At 71.9% G+C, this 15446-nt stretch carries 13 protein-coding genes; 5 read left to right on the forward strand and 8 right to left on the reverse strand.

The window, feature by feature from the left end:
- The 7 genes from VFF97_RS09125 to VFF97_RS09155 form a co-directional block, all read right to left on the reverse strand.
- Nucleotides 1-1592, reverse strand: a 1592-nt coding sequence (locus tag VFF97_RS09125; RefSeq protein ID WP_325033184.1) for a thioredoxin domain-containing protein, incomplete at its 3' end; no start/stop codon positions are given.
- A gap of 20 nt (nt 1593-1612) precedes the next feature.
- A complete protein-coding gene (locus VFF97_RS09130; protein ID WP_325033185.1) occupies nt 1613-2449 on the reverse strand; it encodes an aldo/keto reductase in 837 nt (278 codons plus the stop codon).
- A 58-nt stretch (nt 2450-2507) separates the two neighbouring features.
- On the reverse strand, nt 2508-3284 hold the full coding sequence (locus tag VFF97_RS09135; protein ID WP_325033186.1) for an ABC transporter permease: 777 nt from the start codon (nt 3282-3284) through the stop codon (nt 2508-2510).
- Entirely contained in the window at nt 3281-4207 is a 927-nt protein-coding gene (locus VFF97_RS09140) for an ABC transporter ATP-binding protein (RefSeq protein ID WP_325033187.1), read from the reverse strand. The genes VFF97_RS09135 and VFF97_RS09140 overlap by 4 nt, the downstream gene beginning before the upstream one ends.
- Complete coding sequence (locus VFF97_RS09145) at nt 4204-4500, reverse strand: transcriptional regulator (protein WP_325033188.1); 297 nt, start codon at nt 4498-4500, stop codon at nt 4204-4206. The genes VFF97_RS09140 and VFF97_RS09145 overlap by 4 nt, the downstream gene beginning before the upstream one ends.
- The gene (locus tag VFF97_RS09150; protein WP_325033189.1) at nt 4497-5174 is read right to left on the reverse strand and encodes a hypothetical protein; all 678 of its coding nucleotides are present in this window, start codon (nt 5172-5174) and stop codon (nt 4497-4499) included. Before VFF97_RS09150 ends, VFF97_RS09145 begins: the two co-directional genes overlap by 4 nt.
- Before the next feature lie 38 nt (nt 5175-5212).
- Complete coding sequence (locus tag VFF97_RS09155; RefSeq protein WP_325033190.1) at nt 5213-6001, reverse strand: CPBP family intramembrane glutamic endopeptidase; 789 nt, start codon at nt 5999-6001, stop codon at nt 5213-5215.
- 84 nt (nt 6002-6085) lie between these two features.
- Here VFF97_RS09155 and hrpA point away from each other — a divergent pair, with 84 nt between their 5' ends.
- Together hrpA and VFF97_RS09165 are read left to right on the forward strand one after the other, a co-directional pair.
- Nucleotides 6086-10066 (forward strand): ATP-dependent RNA helicase HrpA, encoded by a 3981-nt coding sequence (gene hrpA, locus VFF97_RS09160; protein ID WP_325033191.1) that lies wholly within the window; start codon nt 6086-6088, stop codon nt 10064-10066.
- Between the two features lie 9 nt (nt 10067-10075).
- Complete coding sequence (locus tag VFF97_RS09165) at nt 10076-11017, forward strand: NADP-dependent oxidoreductase (RefSeq protein ID WP_325033192.1); 942 nt, start codon at nt 10076-10078, stop codon at nt 11015-11017.
- 5 nt (nt 11018-11022) lie between these two features.
- On the opposite strand, the gene VFF97_RS09170 is transcribed toward VFF97_RS09165, so the two are convergent.
- Nucleotides 11023-11871 carry a sulfurtransferase gene (locus VFF97_RS09170; RefSeq protein ID WP_325033193.1) on the reverse strand — a complete coding sequence of 283 codons (849 nt, stop codon included), beginning with the start codon at nt 11869-11871 and terminating at the stop codon, nt 11023-11025.
- 89 nt (nt 11872-11960) lie between these two features.
- Here VFF97_RS09170 and VFF97_RS09175 point away from each other — a divergent pair, with 89 nt between their 5' ends.
- From VFF97_RS09175 to VFF97_RS09185, 3 genes are read left to right on the forward strand one after another with little or no spacing between them, the layout of a single operon-like run.
- On the forward strand, nt 11961-13340 hold the full coding sequence (locus VFF97_RS09175) for an O-acetylhomoserine aminocarboxypropyltransferase/cysteine synthase family protein (protein ID WP_325033194.1): 1380 nt from the start codon (nt 11961-11963) through the stop codon (nt 13338-13340).
- A gap of 25 nt (nt 13341-13365) precedes the next feature.
- Nucleotides 13366-14364, forward strand: coding sequence for a Gfo/Idh/MocA family oxidoreductase (locus VFF97_RS09180; protein ID WP_325033195.1), 999 nt, complete (start codon nt 13366-13368; stop codon nt 14362-14364).
- Nucleotides 14365-14399: 35 nt separating this feature from the next.
- Nucleotides 14400-15275 (forward strand): NYN domain-containing protein, encoded by an 876-nt coding sequence (locus tag VFF97_RS09185; RefSeq protein ID WP_325033196.1) that lies wholly within the window; start codon nt 14400-14402, stop codon nt 15273-15275.
- The last annotated feature ends 171 nt before the right edge of the window (nt 15276-15446 follow it).

The raw sequence follows: 15446 nt of genomic DNA on the forward strand, positions 1-15446 counted from the left end.
GCCAGCGCCCTCGGCGCGTGCGCGGCGACGATCCGCTCCGCGACCCTGCGCCACCGCTCCCCCGCACCGAGCCGCCACAGGTCGAGCGCTGCGAGCGCGATCGACGCCGGGCCCGACGGCTCGTCGCCGTCGCTCGCCTCGGCGGGTGCCTCGACGCCCTGTGCCGAGAGCACGGGGTCTCCGCCGGTCGGAGGGCGCGGCATCCGATCCTCCTCGACGCACGCCGCGACGACGTCGCGCGCCCGCACGGCGTACACGACGTCGCCGGTCGCCGCCGCGAGCGCAAGGAGTCCCCCCGCGAACTGGCCGTAGTCTGCGAGCGTCGCCGGCGCGCGCGACGGAATCTCGTCGAGCGAGGCGCGCACGAGGCGGCCGTCCGCGTCGACGTTCGTCGTGAGCACGGCGTCGGCCGCCCACCGTGCGGCCTCGATCCACGCGGGCTCGCCGAGCCGCGATCCCGCCCGGGCGAGCGCCGCGATCGCGAGACCGTTCCACCCCGTGACGACCTTGCCGTCGACGGCCGGCGGCTCGAGCTCTGTCCGTCCCGCGGCGTCGCGCGCGTAGTAGCCGCCCTCGCTGCGCGCGCCGTCGATCCACGACTCCGAGTCCTGGGCTGCGCCGAAGCCCCCCGACGGCTGCTGCAGCACGCCGATGAGGAAGCCCGCGACGCCGCGCGCCGTCTCATCGTCGCCCGCGTCGAGCGCGACGTCGAGCAGCTGCGCGTTGTCGGTGAGCATGCGCTCGTAGTGCGGCACGGTCCAGTCGCGGCGCGTCGCATACCGGAAGAACCCGCCTTCGACGGGGTCGCGCAGCTCCGACGCCGCCATCGCCGCGAGCGCGCGGTCGGCCACGGCGGATGCCCCGCCCGCCGCCTCTCGCACGAGCGGAGTCTGCAGGAACCGAAGCGCCGTCGCGACGGGGAACTTCGGAGCCGCCGGGTTGCCGCCGCCGAAGCCGCCGTACTCCGGGTCCTCCTGGTCGGCGAGCGCGCGGGCGGCGCGGGCGAGCTCGTCCACGGTCGGGACCGCGGCGCCGTCCGGTGTCTCCGGTTCGCGAGCGGCCGCGAGCGCCTGGACGATCGCCGCACCCGTCTGCTCGACCTCGCCGCGGCGCATCAGCCACGCCTCGCGCACGGCGTCGAGCACCTGGCGGAACGACGGCAGCCCGACACGCGGCTCGGGCGGGAAGTACGTGCCCGCGAAGAACGGGCGGCCGGTCGGCGTCGTGAAGACGGTGAGGGGCCACCCGAGGTTCCGGCTGAAGGCGGATGCCGCGGCCATGTACGCCGCGTCGACCTCGGGATGCTCCTCGCGATCGACCTTGATGCTCACGAAGCCGTCGTTGAGGACGGCGGCGAGCTCGGGGTCCTCGAACGACTCGCGCGCCATCACGTGGCACCAATGGCAGGTCGAGTAGCCGATCGACACGAGCACGGGCACGCCGCGGCGCGCCGCCTCGGCGAACGCGGCGTCGCCCCACGGGTACCAGGCGACGGGATTGCCGGCATGTGCCCTCAGGTACGGGCTCGTCGAGGCGGCGAGGCGGGAGATTCCCGAATCGCCTCGGTCCGGAGCATCCGTCCCTGGGGGCACAGTCCCAGGCTACTCTCGGGTCAGTTCACCTCGTCGGGGTGGGCGCTCACGCGACCCGAGCCGTCGCCCGGGTCCATCGCGTCGATCGCGGCCATCTGCGGCGCCGTGAGCTCGAAGTCGAACACGTCGAGGTTCTCGGCGAGGCGCTCGCGGCGCACCGACTTCGGGAAGACGATGTAGCCCTTCTGCAGGTGCCAGCGGATGACGACCTGCGCGGGGGTCTTGCCGTGGTCCATCGCGGCGGCCGCGACGGGAGCGGCGCCGAAGAGGTCGTACTTGCCCTGACCGAGCGGCCCCCACGATTCGATCTTCACGTCGTGCTCGGCCGCCCACGTCGTCACATCGCGCTGCTGGTAGGCGGGGTGCAGCTCGATCTGGTCGACCGCGGGGACGACGCCGGTCTCGGCGACGATGCGTTCGAGGTGCGGCACGAGGTGGTTCGAGACGCCGATGCTGCGTGTGAGGCCCGCGTCCCGCAGCTCGATGAGCTTCTGCCACGCGTGCACGTAGTTGTCGGCGGCCGGGGTCGGCCAGTGCACGAGGTAGAGGTCGACGAAGTCGAGGCCGAGCTTCTCGAGGCTCTCGGCGATGGCCTTGTTCGGCTCGTCGCCGTCGTGGCGGTCGTTCCAGAGCTTCGTCGTGACGAACAGCTCGTCGCGCGCGATGCCGCTCGCGGCGATCGCGGCGCCGACACCCTCTTCGTTTCCGTAGATCGCGGCGGTGTCGATGTGGCGGTAGCCGAGCTCGAGGGCCTCGCTGACGGCTCGCTCCGTGTCTGCCGGCGGAACGCGGAACACTCCGTATCCGAGCTGGGGAATGAGATTGCCGTCGTTGAGGGTCACGCTGGGGATGGTCATGCGACAAGCCTACGAGCGGGCCGGCCCCTCGCGGACCGGCCCGCTCGCATCATCCGACTCAGTGGTAGCGACGCCCCTCGTCGCGCCGGAACAGCACGAGGGCGAGCGCGAGCGAGACCGCGGTCCACGCCAGGATGCCGACCCACACCCACCACTGGAGCGCGCCGCCCTCGACCGCCCAGATGACCAGCTCGCGCGCCTGCCGCGCCGGGGTGAACCGCGAGATGACGTCGAGCCACTCCGGGAACAGGAGCGGGGGCAGGAAGAGCCCGCCGATGAACGCGAGCGCGAACATCGCGATCTGGATGACGGCCATCGCGACCTTGAACGACATCGCGTACCCGATCGCGATGCCGATCAGCATGAACGGGATCGCGGAGATCGCGAGCGCGATGAACCCCGCGACGATCCGCGCGGGCGACGCCTCGGCCGCCGTCAGCAGCCCGCCGACGGCGATCACCGGGATCACCGCGAGGAGTCCGAGCGTGCCCGTCGACAGCATCAGCGCGAGCACGCGGGCCAGCCCCGGCGCGGGGAGCGTGCGCAGGTACGGATCCCACGGCTTGCCGCGACTCTCGGCGATCGCGAGGCCGAAGCCGAACAGGGCGTTCACCATGACGGCGAACACCGCCAGCGAGATGACGGCCTGCGTCGCGTACACGGGGTTCTCGGCGACGGCCCGCTGGGGCACCACGAAGAACACGAGTGCGAGCGCGGGGAAGACGAGCGTTCCGATGACGGCCATCGGCACGCGGATCGTCTCGATGAACTGATACCGGGCGTGCAGCAGCGTCAGGCGCGCGAGCGACGGACCGGTCTGAGCAAGGGTGCTCATCGCTGTTCCTTTCCAACGGTTGAGACGAGTTCGTCCGCGGTGCGGTGCGCGGTCAGTGCGAGGAACGCCTCCTCGAGGGTCGCGCCGCGCACACCCAGATTGCGGAATCGGATGCCGGAGCCGACGAGCGCTCGCACGAACGCATCCGAGTCGGCCACGGTGAGGAGCTGGACGCCGTCGGCGGCCTCGCGGTGCACGACGCCGTCCAGCGAGTCGAGGGCGTCGGGCTCGTCGGTCTCGAGCCGCACCTGGCTCACACCGACCCGGGCGACGATGCGCGCGACCGAGTCGTCGGCGAGCACGCGTCCCTCGCCGAGCACGATCACGCGCTGCGCGAGCGCCTCGATCTCCTCGAGATAGTGGCTCGTGACGACGACGGTCGCGCCGAGCTCGTGCTGGTGCCGGATCGCATCCCACAGGACGCGCCGCGCATCGACGTCGAGTCCGGTCGTCGGCTCGTCGAGCAGCACGAGGCGAGGTCGTCCGACGAACGCGAGGGCGACGGCGAGCCGCCGCTTCTGCCCGCCCGACAGCGACCCGCTCTGGCGGCGCAGGAGGTCGGTCAGCCCGAACTCCTCGGCGAGGGCATCCGTCTCGATCCGATCGGCGAAGTGGCCGCCGACGTAGTCGATGACCTCGCCGACCCGCAGCGTCTCGGGCAGCGCCGTCTCCTGCGGGGTGGTGCCGAGATACCGGCGCGAGCGCGCGTCGCGCGGGTCGCCGCCGAAGAGCGTCACGGTGCCGGACGACGGTCGGCGCAGTCCCTGCAGCATCGACAGGAGCGTCGTCTTTCCGGCGCCGTTCGGTCCGAGCAGCCCGAGGATCGCCCCGGGCTCGATGTCGAGCGTCACGTCGTCGACGGCGACGAGATCGCCGAAACGGCGCGTCACGCGGTCGAAGCGTGCGAGAGAGGTGGAGCTCATGAAACGCCTCCGAGGAATGAACGCAGGGTCTCCGTGTAGTCCTCGAACGCACGGCGCCCTGCTCTGGTGAGGGAGAGGTAGGTCACGGGTGTGCGACCTTTGAAGCTCTTGGCGACGTCGACGTAGCCGGCGTCCTCGAGCTTGCGCAGGTGGGTCGAGAGGTTCCCGGCCGTCATCCCCAGCAGCTCCTGGAGCCGCGGGAACGAGATGCTCTCGTCCGGGTCGAGCGTGGCGAGCGCCGCGGTGATCCGCAGTCTCCCCTGCGCGTGGATGACGGGGTCGAGGTCGGTCATCGCCGTCCCGTCCCGGAGTCTCGCCTGCCGTACGCCCAGATCGCGGTCAGGACGGTCGCGACGAGGAAGACCCCGCCGCCGGCGACGGCGAACACGAGGTAGTGCGTCGGATACCCGAAGAACGGCGCGATGCACGCGACGAGCACGATCCAGCCGCCCATCACGATCGAGCCCCAGTTCTGCCAGATCCCACCGGCGAGGAAGTACATGATGCCGACGAACATCACCGACGCCGTCGGGTAGTAGATGTTCGCGACCTCGCGACTCATGCCCGCCGACAGCAGCGCGCTCCCGAGCACGAAGATCGCGGCGAACCCGACCGGCCAGGTGAGCCCGAAGACGGATCCCGTCCAGGCCGCGGCCGCGCCGGCACGGATGCCGCGCCCCATGCGCGCGCCCGCGACGGCGCTCACGACGACCGCCCCCGCCATGAGCACGATGAACGTGACGACGGCGATCGGCAGCGGCATTCGGAACCCCGGCGCCAGTCCGTCGATCAGCCACAGCATCGTGAAGCCGACGCTCCACGCGATGCCCCACGCCCCCAGGATCACGGGGAGGCCCGCGGCCATGCGGCGCTGCATCCGGTTCTGCTCGCTCGTGAGCAGTTCGAGCGCGGCCGCCGGATCCATGGCCGTGTCGAGGCCCTCGTCGGCCGGTTCGTCGGGTGTCATCGACGGCTCCCTTCCTGTTTCGGTCATTGCGGTTTCGGTCATTGCGGCAGCCACGCGATCGCGAGCGCCGGAGCGGTGCTGAAGAGATTGACGAGGAAGTGCGCGACGATGATCGGCAGGAGGCGCCCCTGGCGATGCGCGATGATGCCCGAGCCGATCCCCCATACGAAGAACGCGCACGCGTAGACGAGCACGGCCGACGCGGTCGGAGCGTAGAAGACGTGCTGCGCACCGAAGAACAACGCTGAGACGACGACCGCGAAGGCGATCGGCATGCGCGTCGCGATCCCCTGCTGGCCGTACCCGCGGTAGACGAGCTCCTCGACGGGCGCGTTGAGCGGCGCGAACGTCAGCACCGCGACGACGGCGAGCATCGACATCGCCCACTGCGGAAGGTCGGGCACGGATGCCGGATCGAAGAACACCGTCTCGAACGCCTCGAACGTCGTGGCGCCGTATTGCAGCGCCATCACGCCGAGCACTGTGAGCGCGAACGGCACGTAGAGCACCACGAGCCACAGGAGCCCCCACAGGATGTCGCGGCCGAGCCGAGCACGCGCGTACCCGATCAGGTCGCGCAGGCGCCCGCCCCGGTCATGCACGAGACGGCGCACCCACCACAGGCACACGAGGTTGACGAGCACCATCCCCAGCACCGCGAACAGCGGCGAGGGCGGGAACGCCGTGGCGCCGGTCGGCAGGAACACGGCCCACACGGCCACGGATGCGACGCCCACGAGCGCGACGCGGCCGACAAGGAGCCCGGTGGCCCTGCCCGCGTACGGTCGCGCCTCGAGGGCGGCTCGGATCCGCGTTCGCTCAGTCATGAACTACTTTGTACTGCAAACCACTCTGTGAGTCAAGACCCCATTCCGCCATCGCCGCCACCCGCCGCCGTACGATGGAGGGCTGTGTCTGCGCCCTCTCCCGTCATCTCCTACCCGCCGGAGCTGCCCGTCAGCGCCGCGCGGGACGAGATCGCGCGCGCCATCCGCGACCACCAGGTCGTGATCGTCGCCGGTGCGACGGGCTCGGGGAAGACGACGCAGCTGCCGAAGATCTGCCTCGAACTGGGCCGCACGAGCATCGCGCACACGCAGCCGCGGCGCATCGCCGCGCGCACGATCGCCGAGCGCGTCGCGGAGGAGCTGCAGGTCCCGCTCGGCTCGACCGTCGGCTACAAGGTGCGCTTCACCGACAAGGTGTCACCCGACACGAGCATCGCGCTCATGACCGACGGGATCCTCCTCAACGAGATCCACCGTGACCGCCTGCTGCGCCGCTACGACACGATCATCGTCGACGAAGCGCACGAGCGATCGCTCAACGTCGACTTCCTGCTCGGCTACCTCACGCGCATCCTGCCGAAGCGGCCCGATCTCAAGGTCATCATCACGAGCGCGACGATCGATCCCGAGAGCTTCGCGAAGCACTTCGCGCAGCGCGACGGCACGCCGGCCCCGATCATCGAGGTATCGGGGCGCACCTACCCCGTCGAGATCCGATACCGACCGCACGATGCGGACGACGACGTCGACGGCATCGTCGCGGCGCTGCGCGAGCTCGACCGCGAGCAGGCGGGCGACGTGCTCGTCTTCCTCCCGGGCGAGGCCGAGATCCGCGATGCGATGGATGCCGTTCGCGGCATGTACGCACGAGACGCCGCTCCCACCGAGGTGCTTCCGCTCTTCGGGCGCCTGAGCTCCGCCGAGCAGCACCGCGTGTTCGAGCCCTCGACGGTCGCGGGCGTGCGCCGACGGGTCATCCTCGCGACGAACGTCGCCGAGACGAGCCTCACGGTTCCCGGCATCCGCTACGTCGTCGACACCGGCACCGCGCGCATCTCGCGCTACAGCAACCGCAGCAAGGTCCAGAGGCTGCCGATCGAGGCGATCTCTCAGGCATCGGCGCAGCAGCGCTCCGGGCGCGCAGGGCGTACGGCGCCAGGCATCGCGATCCGCCTGTACTCCGAGGAGGACTTCCAGCGCCGGCCCGAGTTCACCGAGCCCGAGATCCTGCGCACGAGCCTCGCGAGCGTCATCCTGCAGATGCTCACGCTCGGCTTCGGCGACATCTCGTCGTTCCCGTTCCTCACCCCGCCCGACTCGCGGGGCGTCAGGGCGGCGTTCGACCTGCTCGTGGAGCTGGGGGCGGTGCGGATGCCGCGTGCCTCGTCCCGCGACGGCGAAGCATCCGGCCCACGTCTCACGGATCTCGGGCGCGAGCTCGCGCGTCTGCCGATCGACCCTCGCTTCGCGCGCATGCTCATCGAGGCACGTCGCTCCGGCGTGCTGCGCGACGTGCTCGCGATCGTCGCCGGAATGTCGATCCAGGACGTGCGCGAGCGCCCCGAGGAGCGTCGCGACGAGGCCGACCGGATGCACGCGCGCTTCGTCGATCCGACGAGCGACTTCCTGACGCTGTTGAATCTGTGGAACCACCTGCAGGAGCAGCAGGCCTCGCTCGGCTCGAGCGCGTTCCGGCGGCTGTGCCGCTCGGAGCACCTGAACTATGTGCGCGTCCGGGAATGGTTCGATGTGCACCGCCAGCTCAGCACCCTCATGCGCGCGCCTCGCACCGACGAGACGGGCGTCGCGGACCCGGATGCGATCCACCGCGCGATCCTGTCGGGGCTCCTCTCCCACATCGGCATCCTCGACGCGCGCACGCTCAACCCGCCGAAGGACCGTCGCGGTCCGGGCGGCGGTCGTCCGGGGCGGGGTGAGTACGTCGGCGCGCGCGGCGCGCGGTTCGCGATCTTCCCCGGGTCGGGCCTCCGCAAGAAGAATCCGTCGGCGGTGATGGCGGCCGAGCTCGTCGAGACGTCGCGCCTGTTCGCTCGCACCGCCGCCGCGATCGATCCGGCGTGGGCGGAGGATCTCGCGGGCGACCTGGCGCGACGGCAGCTGAGCGAGCCGCATTGGTCGAAGACGGCGGGGGCGGCATCCGCGTATGAGAAGGTCACGCTGTTCGGCGTCGAGATCGTGCCCCGACGCCGCGTGCAGCTCGCGCGCTTCGACAGGCCGCTGGCACGCGAGCTGTTCGTGCGCCACGCGCTCGTCGAAGGTGAGTGGGACTCGACGGCGTTCCTCGGCGGCGACAAGAAGCTCACGGCGTTCGAGCGGCGGAACCTCGAGCTGCGCCGCCGGCTCGAGAAGGTCGAGGAGCGCGAGCGGCGCCGCGACATCCTCGTGGGCGACGAGGCGGTGTTCGCGTTCTACGACGCGCGCATCCCGCGCGATGTCTTCGACGCGCGATCGTTCGCGACGTGGTGGAAGGAGACGTCGGTCCGCACACCGCGCCTGCTCGACATGAGCGAGTCCGACCTGCTCGACGAGGCGGCGCGCTCCGACGAGCGCGACTTCCCCGCCCGCTGGCGGCAGGGCGACCAAGTGCTGTCGCTCGCGTATCGCTTCGAGCCCGGCGCGCCCGACGACGGCGTGACGGTCGTGGTGCCGCTCGCGCTGCTCGCCCAGTTACGACCCGACGGCTTCGACTGGCAGGTGCCAGGCATGCGGGACGAGCTCATCGCGGGGCTCATCCGGTCGCTGCCGAAGGCGATCCGGCGGCACGTCGTCCCCGCGGCGGACTGGGCGGCGCGGTTCTCGGAGGAGCTCGAGGGGCAAGGACCCGAGTCGCACGACGGACTTCCGCCGACGACGCTGCGCGACGCACTCGCGGCCCGCATCCAGCGCATCGCGAACCAGCCCGTGACCGCGGCCGACTTCGACCTCGAGCGCGTGCCCGCACACCTGCGCATGTCGTTCCGTGCCGTCGACGAGCGAGGCCGCGCCGCGGGGTCGGATCGAGACCTGACGGCGCTGCAGCAGCGACTCGCGGGGAAGGCGCGCGGCGCCGTCGCGAAGTCGCTCACCCGGTCGCCCTCCTCGCCGGTCGCCGCGGGAGCGAGCGAAGCGAGCGAGACGAAGCGCGGCGCGATCCCCCGCTCCCCGACGCCGCGTCCGGGTGGGGTTGCGGGCGGCCCCGGCTTCGCCGAGGCATCCGGACTCACCGAATGGTCCTTCGACGACATCCCCGAGGTCGTCGACACGAAGGTCGCGGGCGGCGTCGTGCGCGGCTACCCCGCGCTCGTGGACGAGGGCTCGACCGTCGCGCTGCGCATCGAGTCGACACCCGGGGCCGCGGAGGCGGCCACTCATGCCGGCGTACGACGTCTCATGCTGCTCGCGGTGCCGTCCCCCGCGGCGTACGTGCTCGAGCACCTCACGTCTGCCGAGAAGCTCGCCCTCGCGGCATCGCCCTACCCGTCCGCCAAGGCGCTCATCGAAGACGCGCGCGTCGCGGTCGCGGATGCCGTCATCGCCCGCACCGCGTCGGGCGTCGTGCGCTCGCGCGCCGAGTTCGAGCGCGTGCGCGACGCGTTCTCGGCCGCGGTCGTCGACGAGCTGTTCGCGGCGGTGTCGCTCACCGCGCGCATCCTCACGACCGCGCGCGAGGTCGAGCGCTCCCTGCGGTCGCAGAACTCGCTCACGCTGCTCGGAGCCCTGAACGACGTCAAGGCCCAGCTCGCGGGACTCGTGTTCCCGGACTTCGTGTCGCGCACGGGGCTCGCGCGCCTCGCGCACGTGCCGCGCTACCTCCAGGGCGCGCTCGAGCGCGTGCAGGGGCTCGCCGACAACGCCGGACGCGACCGGCAGCGTATGACCGAGATCGAGCGCGCGACGGCGCAATACACCGAGGCGGGCGGCACGATTCCGCCCGCGTCGGATGCCCCGGAGGCGCTCGTGCATGTGCGGTGGCTGCTCGAGGAGTACCGAGTGAGCCTGTTCGCCCAGCGCCTCGGCACGGCCGAGCCCGTTTCGCCGCAGCGCATCGCGAAGGCCCTGCGCGATGTCGGCGCGACCGCCTCCGCGGGCGCCCCGCGGCGCTAGCGTTTCGGTATGGCTCAGGCGATCGTCTACACGCAGTTCGGAGCACCCGAGGTGCTCACCCTGGTCGACATCGACGTGCCGCCGCCGGCGGCGGGCGAGGTCGCCGTCCGCATCGAAGCGGCCGGAGTCAACCCCATCGACGCGAAGCTGCGCAGCGGCGCCCGCGCCTCGGGCGAGATCACGAGTCCTCGCCGCGTGGGCGCCGACGCCGCCGGCGTCGTGACCGCGGTCGGCGAGGGCGTCGAGGGCCTGCGGGTCGGCGAGCACGTCATCGCGTTCGCGGCACCCGGCTCGTACGCGACGGAGCTCGTGATGCCCGCGTCGCACGTCGTGCCGCGGCCGCCCGCGGTGTCGGCCGCCGAAGGCGCGGCGCTCGGCGTGCCGGTCGGAACGGCGTATCAGACGCTGCGCTCGCTCGCCGTAGGCGAGGGCGACACGCTGCTCCTGCACGCCGGCTCGGGAGCGGTCGGCCAGGCGGTCATCCAGTACGCGGTGCTGTGGGGCGCACGGGTGGTGGCGACGTCGTCGCGGCGGCGGGCGGACCGCGTGCGCGAGCTCGGCGCCACGCCGGTCGAGTACGGAGACGGGCTCCTCGAGCGCGTGCGCGAGGCGGCGCCCGACGGCGTCACCGTCGCGATCGACGCCGCCGGCACCGACGAGGCCCTCGACGTCTCGGAGACTCTCGTTGAGGACAAGGACCGCATCGCGACGCTCGTGCGCGGACGGGATGCGGCGGGGCGCGGCATCCGTGCCTTCTCCGGCGGTTCGCCGGTGCCCATGACTCCTCAGCAGCTCGCGTGGCGCGCCGAGGCGATGCCCGTCACCCTCGCCCTCATGGCGGCGGGGCGCTTCACGGTCGAGCTCGGGCCGTCGCTGCCGCTCTCCGAGGCCGTCGAGGCCCACCGTCTTCTCCAGCAGGGCACCGACGGCAAGATCGTGCTCGTGCCCTGACGCGTCTACGCCGAGAGCTCGCCGGGCTCCGCGCCCGTCGCGACCGGTCGCCCCGGCGTGTTCGACCACTGGCTCCACGAGCCGGGGTACACCGTCACGTCGATACCTGCGACGACGCCCGCGAGCGCGGCGTGCGCGGCGGTGATGCCCGAGCCGCAGTACGCGGCCACGGGCGTGCCGGGCGTGGCCCCGGCCGCTTCGAAGGCCGCCCGGAGCTCGTCGGGCGAGCGGAGCAGCCCGTCGGCGAGGAGCGTGGAGATCGGGAGGTTCACGGCACCCGGGATGTGCCCCGCGATCGGGTCGAGCGGCTCGACCTCGCCGCGGTAGCGCTCCGCCGCCCGCACATCCAGCAGCACGCCCCTGCCCGGCCACGCCGCCGCGTCCTCGATCCCGGCGACGCCCTCGGTGACATCGTGCAGCACGACGTCGCCCGGCTCGGGCTCGACGTCGCCCGCCTCGAGCGGCAGCCCTTCCCGCGTCCACGCCGACAGCCCGCCGTCGAGCACGCGCACATCGGCCACGCCCGCGTGCGACAGCAGCCACCATGCGCGCGCCGCCGCGAGCCCGCCGGCGTCGTCGTACGCGACGACGGTGTCGCCGTCGCGGAGACCCCACCGCCGCGCGGCGCGCTCGAGCGCATCACGCGTCGGGAGCGGGTGGCGCCCGTCCTCAGGCCGTCCGTGCGACGCGAGTTCGTGGTCGAGATCGACGTACACCGCGCCGGGAAGGTGCCCTTCGAGATACTCCGCGCGGCCGTCGGGACGATCGAGCCGCCAGCGCACGTCGAGCAGCCGGACGGTGGCTCCGCGGTTGAGGAGGGCCGCAAGCTCGCGGGCCGAGATGAGGGGATGCATGCTCCCATCATGGGCGGTGCCCCGACCCGCCGGCGCAACAGTTCGACACGTTCTTCGAGACCGCGCGCGCCCGCCGCGAGAATGGACGCATGTCCGAGCCTTCCAGCGGCTTCGCGACGGCTCAGGTCCAGGCCGGGTACGAGCCCGGTGTCGTCCACAGCACCGCCGTCCCGCCGATCCACCAGTCGAACGCCTTCGCCTTCTCCTCGCTCACCGAGGCGCGCGAGCTGTTCGCCCTGCGCCGTGACGGAGACATCTACAGCCGCGCCGCGAACCCCACGGTGCTCGTGCTCGAGGAGCGCATCGCCGCGCTCGAGGGCGGCGTCGCGGCTGCCGGTGTGGCATCCGGTCAGGCCGCCGTCGCCGTCGCCCTGCTGGCGCTCGCCAAGCAGGGCGAGCACATCGTCGCGGCCCGCCAGCTCTACGGCGGCACCGTCGACCTGCTCGGCGAGACCTTCGCCGACTGGGGCATCGACGTGACCTTCGTCGATCAGGACGATGCGGATGCGTGGACCGCCGCCGTCCGCCCCGAGACGCGTGCGGTGTTCGCCGAGTCGATCACCAACCCGAACGCGCAGGTGCTGGACCTGCGCCGTGTCGCCGCCGTCGCGCACGACGCCGGCGTCCCCCTCGTCGTGGACGCGACCCTGGCCACCCCGTACCTGCAGCGCGCGAAGGACTTCGGCGCCGACATCGTCGTGCACTCGGCGACGAAGTTCCTGGGCGGGCACGGCACGTCCCTCGGCGGGCTCGTCGTCGACCTCGGCACGTTCGACTTCACGCGCGAGCCCTCCCGCTGGCCGCAGATCATCGAGACGTACCGCCGCGCGCCGGGTGGCAGTCTCGCCGAGCGCTTCGGCGCGAACGGCTCGCCGTACACGGCGCTCGTCAAGACGAAGTACGTGCACGACCTCGGACCGTCGCTGTCGGCCTTCAACGCCTTCCAGCTGCTCCAGGGACTCGAGACGCTCGACCTGCGCATGGAGCGCCACTCGTCGTCGGCGCTTCAGGTCGCGCGCTTCCTCGAGCAGCACCCCGCGGTCGCGCGCGTGCACCACCCGGGGCTCGAGTCGAGTCCGTGGCGCGCGGCCGCCGCCGAGTACCTCCCTCGCGGGGCGGGATCCGTCTTCTCGTTCGACCTACACTCGACCGGCGATGTCGAGCAGGACTTCGCACTCGCCGAGCGGGTCGTCGAGCGCCTGCGAGTCGTGCGGCTCGTCGCGAACATCGGCGACGCACGCAGCCTCATCGCGCATCCCGCCTCGATGACCCACAGCCACCTCTCCCCCGCGCAGCTCGCCGAAGCGGGCATCGCGTGGACGACCCTGCGCCTCTCAATCGGCCTCGAAGACGCCGCCGACGTCATCGCCGATCTCGATCGAGCGCTCGCGGTCGCGGGCCCGGCCGCGCCTGACGCCGAGGTGGCCACGACGGATGCCGCATCCGCCGTTCCCGCCTTCGCCGGATGACCTCGCGCATCGCTACGCTCGGGGCATGACCGACTCGACCTCCGGCCTGCGGTGGGGCATCCTCGCCGCGGGCGGCATCGCCCACGCGTTCACGAACGACCTCCGCACGGCGGGGCTCGACGTCCGGGCTGTCGGCGCCCGCCGCCCGGGCGCCGCACAGGCGTTCGCCGAGAAGTTCGGGATTCCGCACGCGCATGAGACGTACGAGGCGCTCGTCGAGGACGACGACGTCGACATCGTCTACATCGCCACTCCGCATCCGATGCACGCCGAGAACGCGATCCTCGCGCTCGAGCACGGCAAGCATGTGCTCGTCGAGAAGCCCTTCACGATCAACGCGGCCGAGGCGACGCGCGTGCGCGACGTCGCGCGCGACCGCGGCCTGCTCGCGATGGAGGCGATGTGGACGCGGTACCTGCCGCATATGGTTCGCGTGCGCGAACTGCTCGCAGCGGGCGCGCTCGGCGACGTTCGGGCCGTGTTCGCCGACCACACGCAGAGGATCTCGACCGATCCGGACCACCGCCTCAACGCCCTCGCACTGGGCGGCGGGGCGCTCCTCGACCTCGGCGTCTACCCGATCTCGTTCGCGTGGGACGTGCTCGGTGCGCCGCGCGCTATCGCATCGTCCGCGCGCCTCGGCGAGACGGGCGCCGACACCGAGGTCGCGACGATCTTCACGCACGAGGACGGCGCGATCTCGACCTCGATCTCGGCGTCGCGTTCTGCGGGTCCGAACACGGCTCACATCGTCGGCACGGAGGCGCGCATCGACATCGACCGCGTCTGGTACAACGCGACGTCGTTCCGACTCATCGCGCCCGACGGCGCGGTCCTCGAGGACTACATCTCGCAGGTCGAGGGCCGCGGCATGCACTACCAGGCGCTCGCCGCCGAGCGGTACGTCGCGGCCGGCCAGACCGACAGCGATGTGCTCCCGATCGACGAGACGATCGCGATCATGGGCGCCCTCGACGAGATCCGCAGGCAGATCGGCGTGCGCTATCCGAGCGAGACGGAATAGCGACGGATCAAGCGGTCCGCTGGCACACTGAACGCATGCCGGACTCGCAGAACGCCCGCGTCGCCGTCTACTTGGACTTCGACAACATCGTCATGTCGTGGTACGACCGCGTGCACGGCCGCAACGCGTATTCGCGCGATCGCGCGCGCATCGCCGAGACGCCCATCGCGCCCGAGGTCGCCGAGCGCCTGCAGCGCGCGACGGTCGACGTCGGCGCGATCATCGACTACGCCGCGTCGTTCGGCACGCTCGTGCTCACGCGCGCATACGCCGACTGGTCCTCGCCGGTCAACGCCGTGTACCGGACGCAGCTCGTCGCACGTGCAGTCGATCTCGTGCAACTGTTCCCGACCGCCGCGTACGCGAAGAACGGCGCCGACATCCGGCTCGCCGTCGACGCCGTCGAGGACATGTTCCGCCTCCCCGACCTCACGCACGTCGTGATCGTCGCGGGCGACTCCGACTACGTGCCGCTCGCGCAGCGCTGCAAGCGCCTCGGGCGGTTCGTCGTGGGCGTCGGCGTCGCGGGCTCGACCGCGAAGGCGCTCGCCGCCGCGTGCGACCAGTTCGACTCGTACGACGCCCTCCCCGGTGTCACGCCGGCCGAGGCGCCCGAGCCCTCGGAGAAGAAGGACGCGGCGCCCGCCCGCCGCCGCGGACGCAAGAAGACGACCGACCCCGGGGCGGACTTGCTCGAGCGCGCCCTGCGGCTCGAGAGCGACAAGGAGGGCGACGAGTGGCAGCACGCGTCGGCCGTCAAGAGCCTCATCAAGCGGCTCGACCCCTCCTTCAGCGAGCGGGCGTACGGGCACAAGAGCTTCTCGGAGTTCGTCAAGGCGCATACCGACGTGGCCGAGGTCGACGAGTCGGGCAACGTCGTGCTCATCCGCCTCGCGGCCGGCAAGCGCTGACGCTCACGGAGCGGGCCGTTCCCGGCATCGATTCCACCCCGTCCGGTACAGTGTCCACCGTGGTACGCCGGAACACTCCACCCGGCTCGCAGTCCTCGCTCCGGGAAGCGAACCGGGCGCGCCTGGTCGAGTCGCTCAAGCGCCATGGGCGCCTGACGCAGATCGAGCTCG

The sequence above is a fragment of the Microbacterium sp. genome, from assembly GCF_035687345.1.
Lineage (GTDB): Bacteria > Actinomycetota > Actinomycetes > Actinomycetales > Microbacteriaceae > Microbacterium.

Coding starts and splice junctions, on each gene's coding strand:
- VFF97_RS09170 (WP_325033193.1), bottom strand. CDS start 11,871: ATGCATCCCCTCATCTCGGCCCGCGAGCTTGCGGCCCTCCTCAACCGC.
- VFF97_RS09135 (WP_325033186.1), bottom strand. CDS start 3,284: ATGAGCACCCTTGCTCAGACCGGTCCGTCGCTCGCGCGCCTGACGCTG.
- VFF97_RS09180 (WP_325033195.1), top strand. CDS start 13,366: ATGACCGACTCGACCTCCGGCCTGCGGTGGGGCATCCTCGCCGCGGGC.
- VFF97_RS09150 (WP_325033189.1), bottom strand. CDS start 5,174: ATGACACCCGACGAACCGGCCGACGAGGGCCTCGACACGGCCATGGAT.
- VFF97_RS09165 (WP_325033192.1), top strand. CDS start 10,076: ATGGCTCAGGCGATCGTCTACACGCAGTTCGGAGCACCCGAGGTGCTC.
- VFF97_RS09140 (WP_325033187.1), bottom strand. CDS start 4,207: ATGAGCTCCACCTCTCTCGCACGCTTCGACCGCGTGACGCGCCGTTTC.
- VFF97_RS09155 (WP_325033190.1), bottom strand. CDS start 6,001: ATGACTGAGCGAACGCGGATCCGAGCCGCCCTCGAGGCGCGACCGTAC.
- VFF97_RS09130 (WP_325033185.1), bottom strand. CDS start 2,449: ATGACCATCCCCAGCGTGACCCTCAACGACGGCAATCTCATTCCCCAG.
- VFF97_RS09145 (WP_325033188.1), bottom strand. CDS start 4,500: ATGACCGACCTCGACCCCGTCATCCACGCGCAGGGGAGACTGCGGATC.
- VFF97_RS09175 (WP_325033194.1), top strand. CDS start 11,961: ATGTCCGAGCCTTCCAGCGGCTTCGCGACGGCTCAGGTCCAGGCCGGG.
- VFF97_RS09185 (WP_325033196.1), top strand. CDS start 14,400: ATGCCGGACTCGCAGAACGCCCGCGTCGCCGTCTACTTGGACTTCGAC.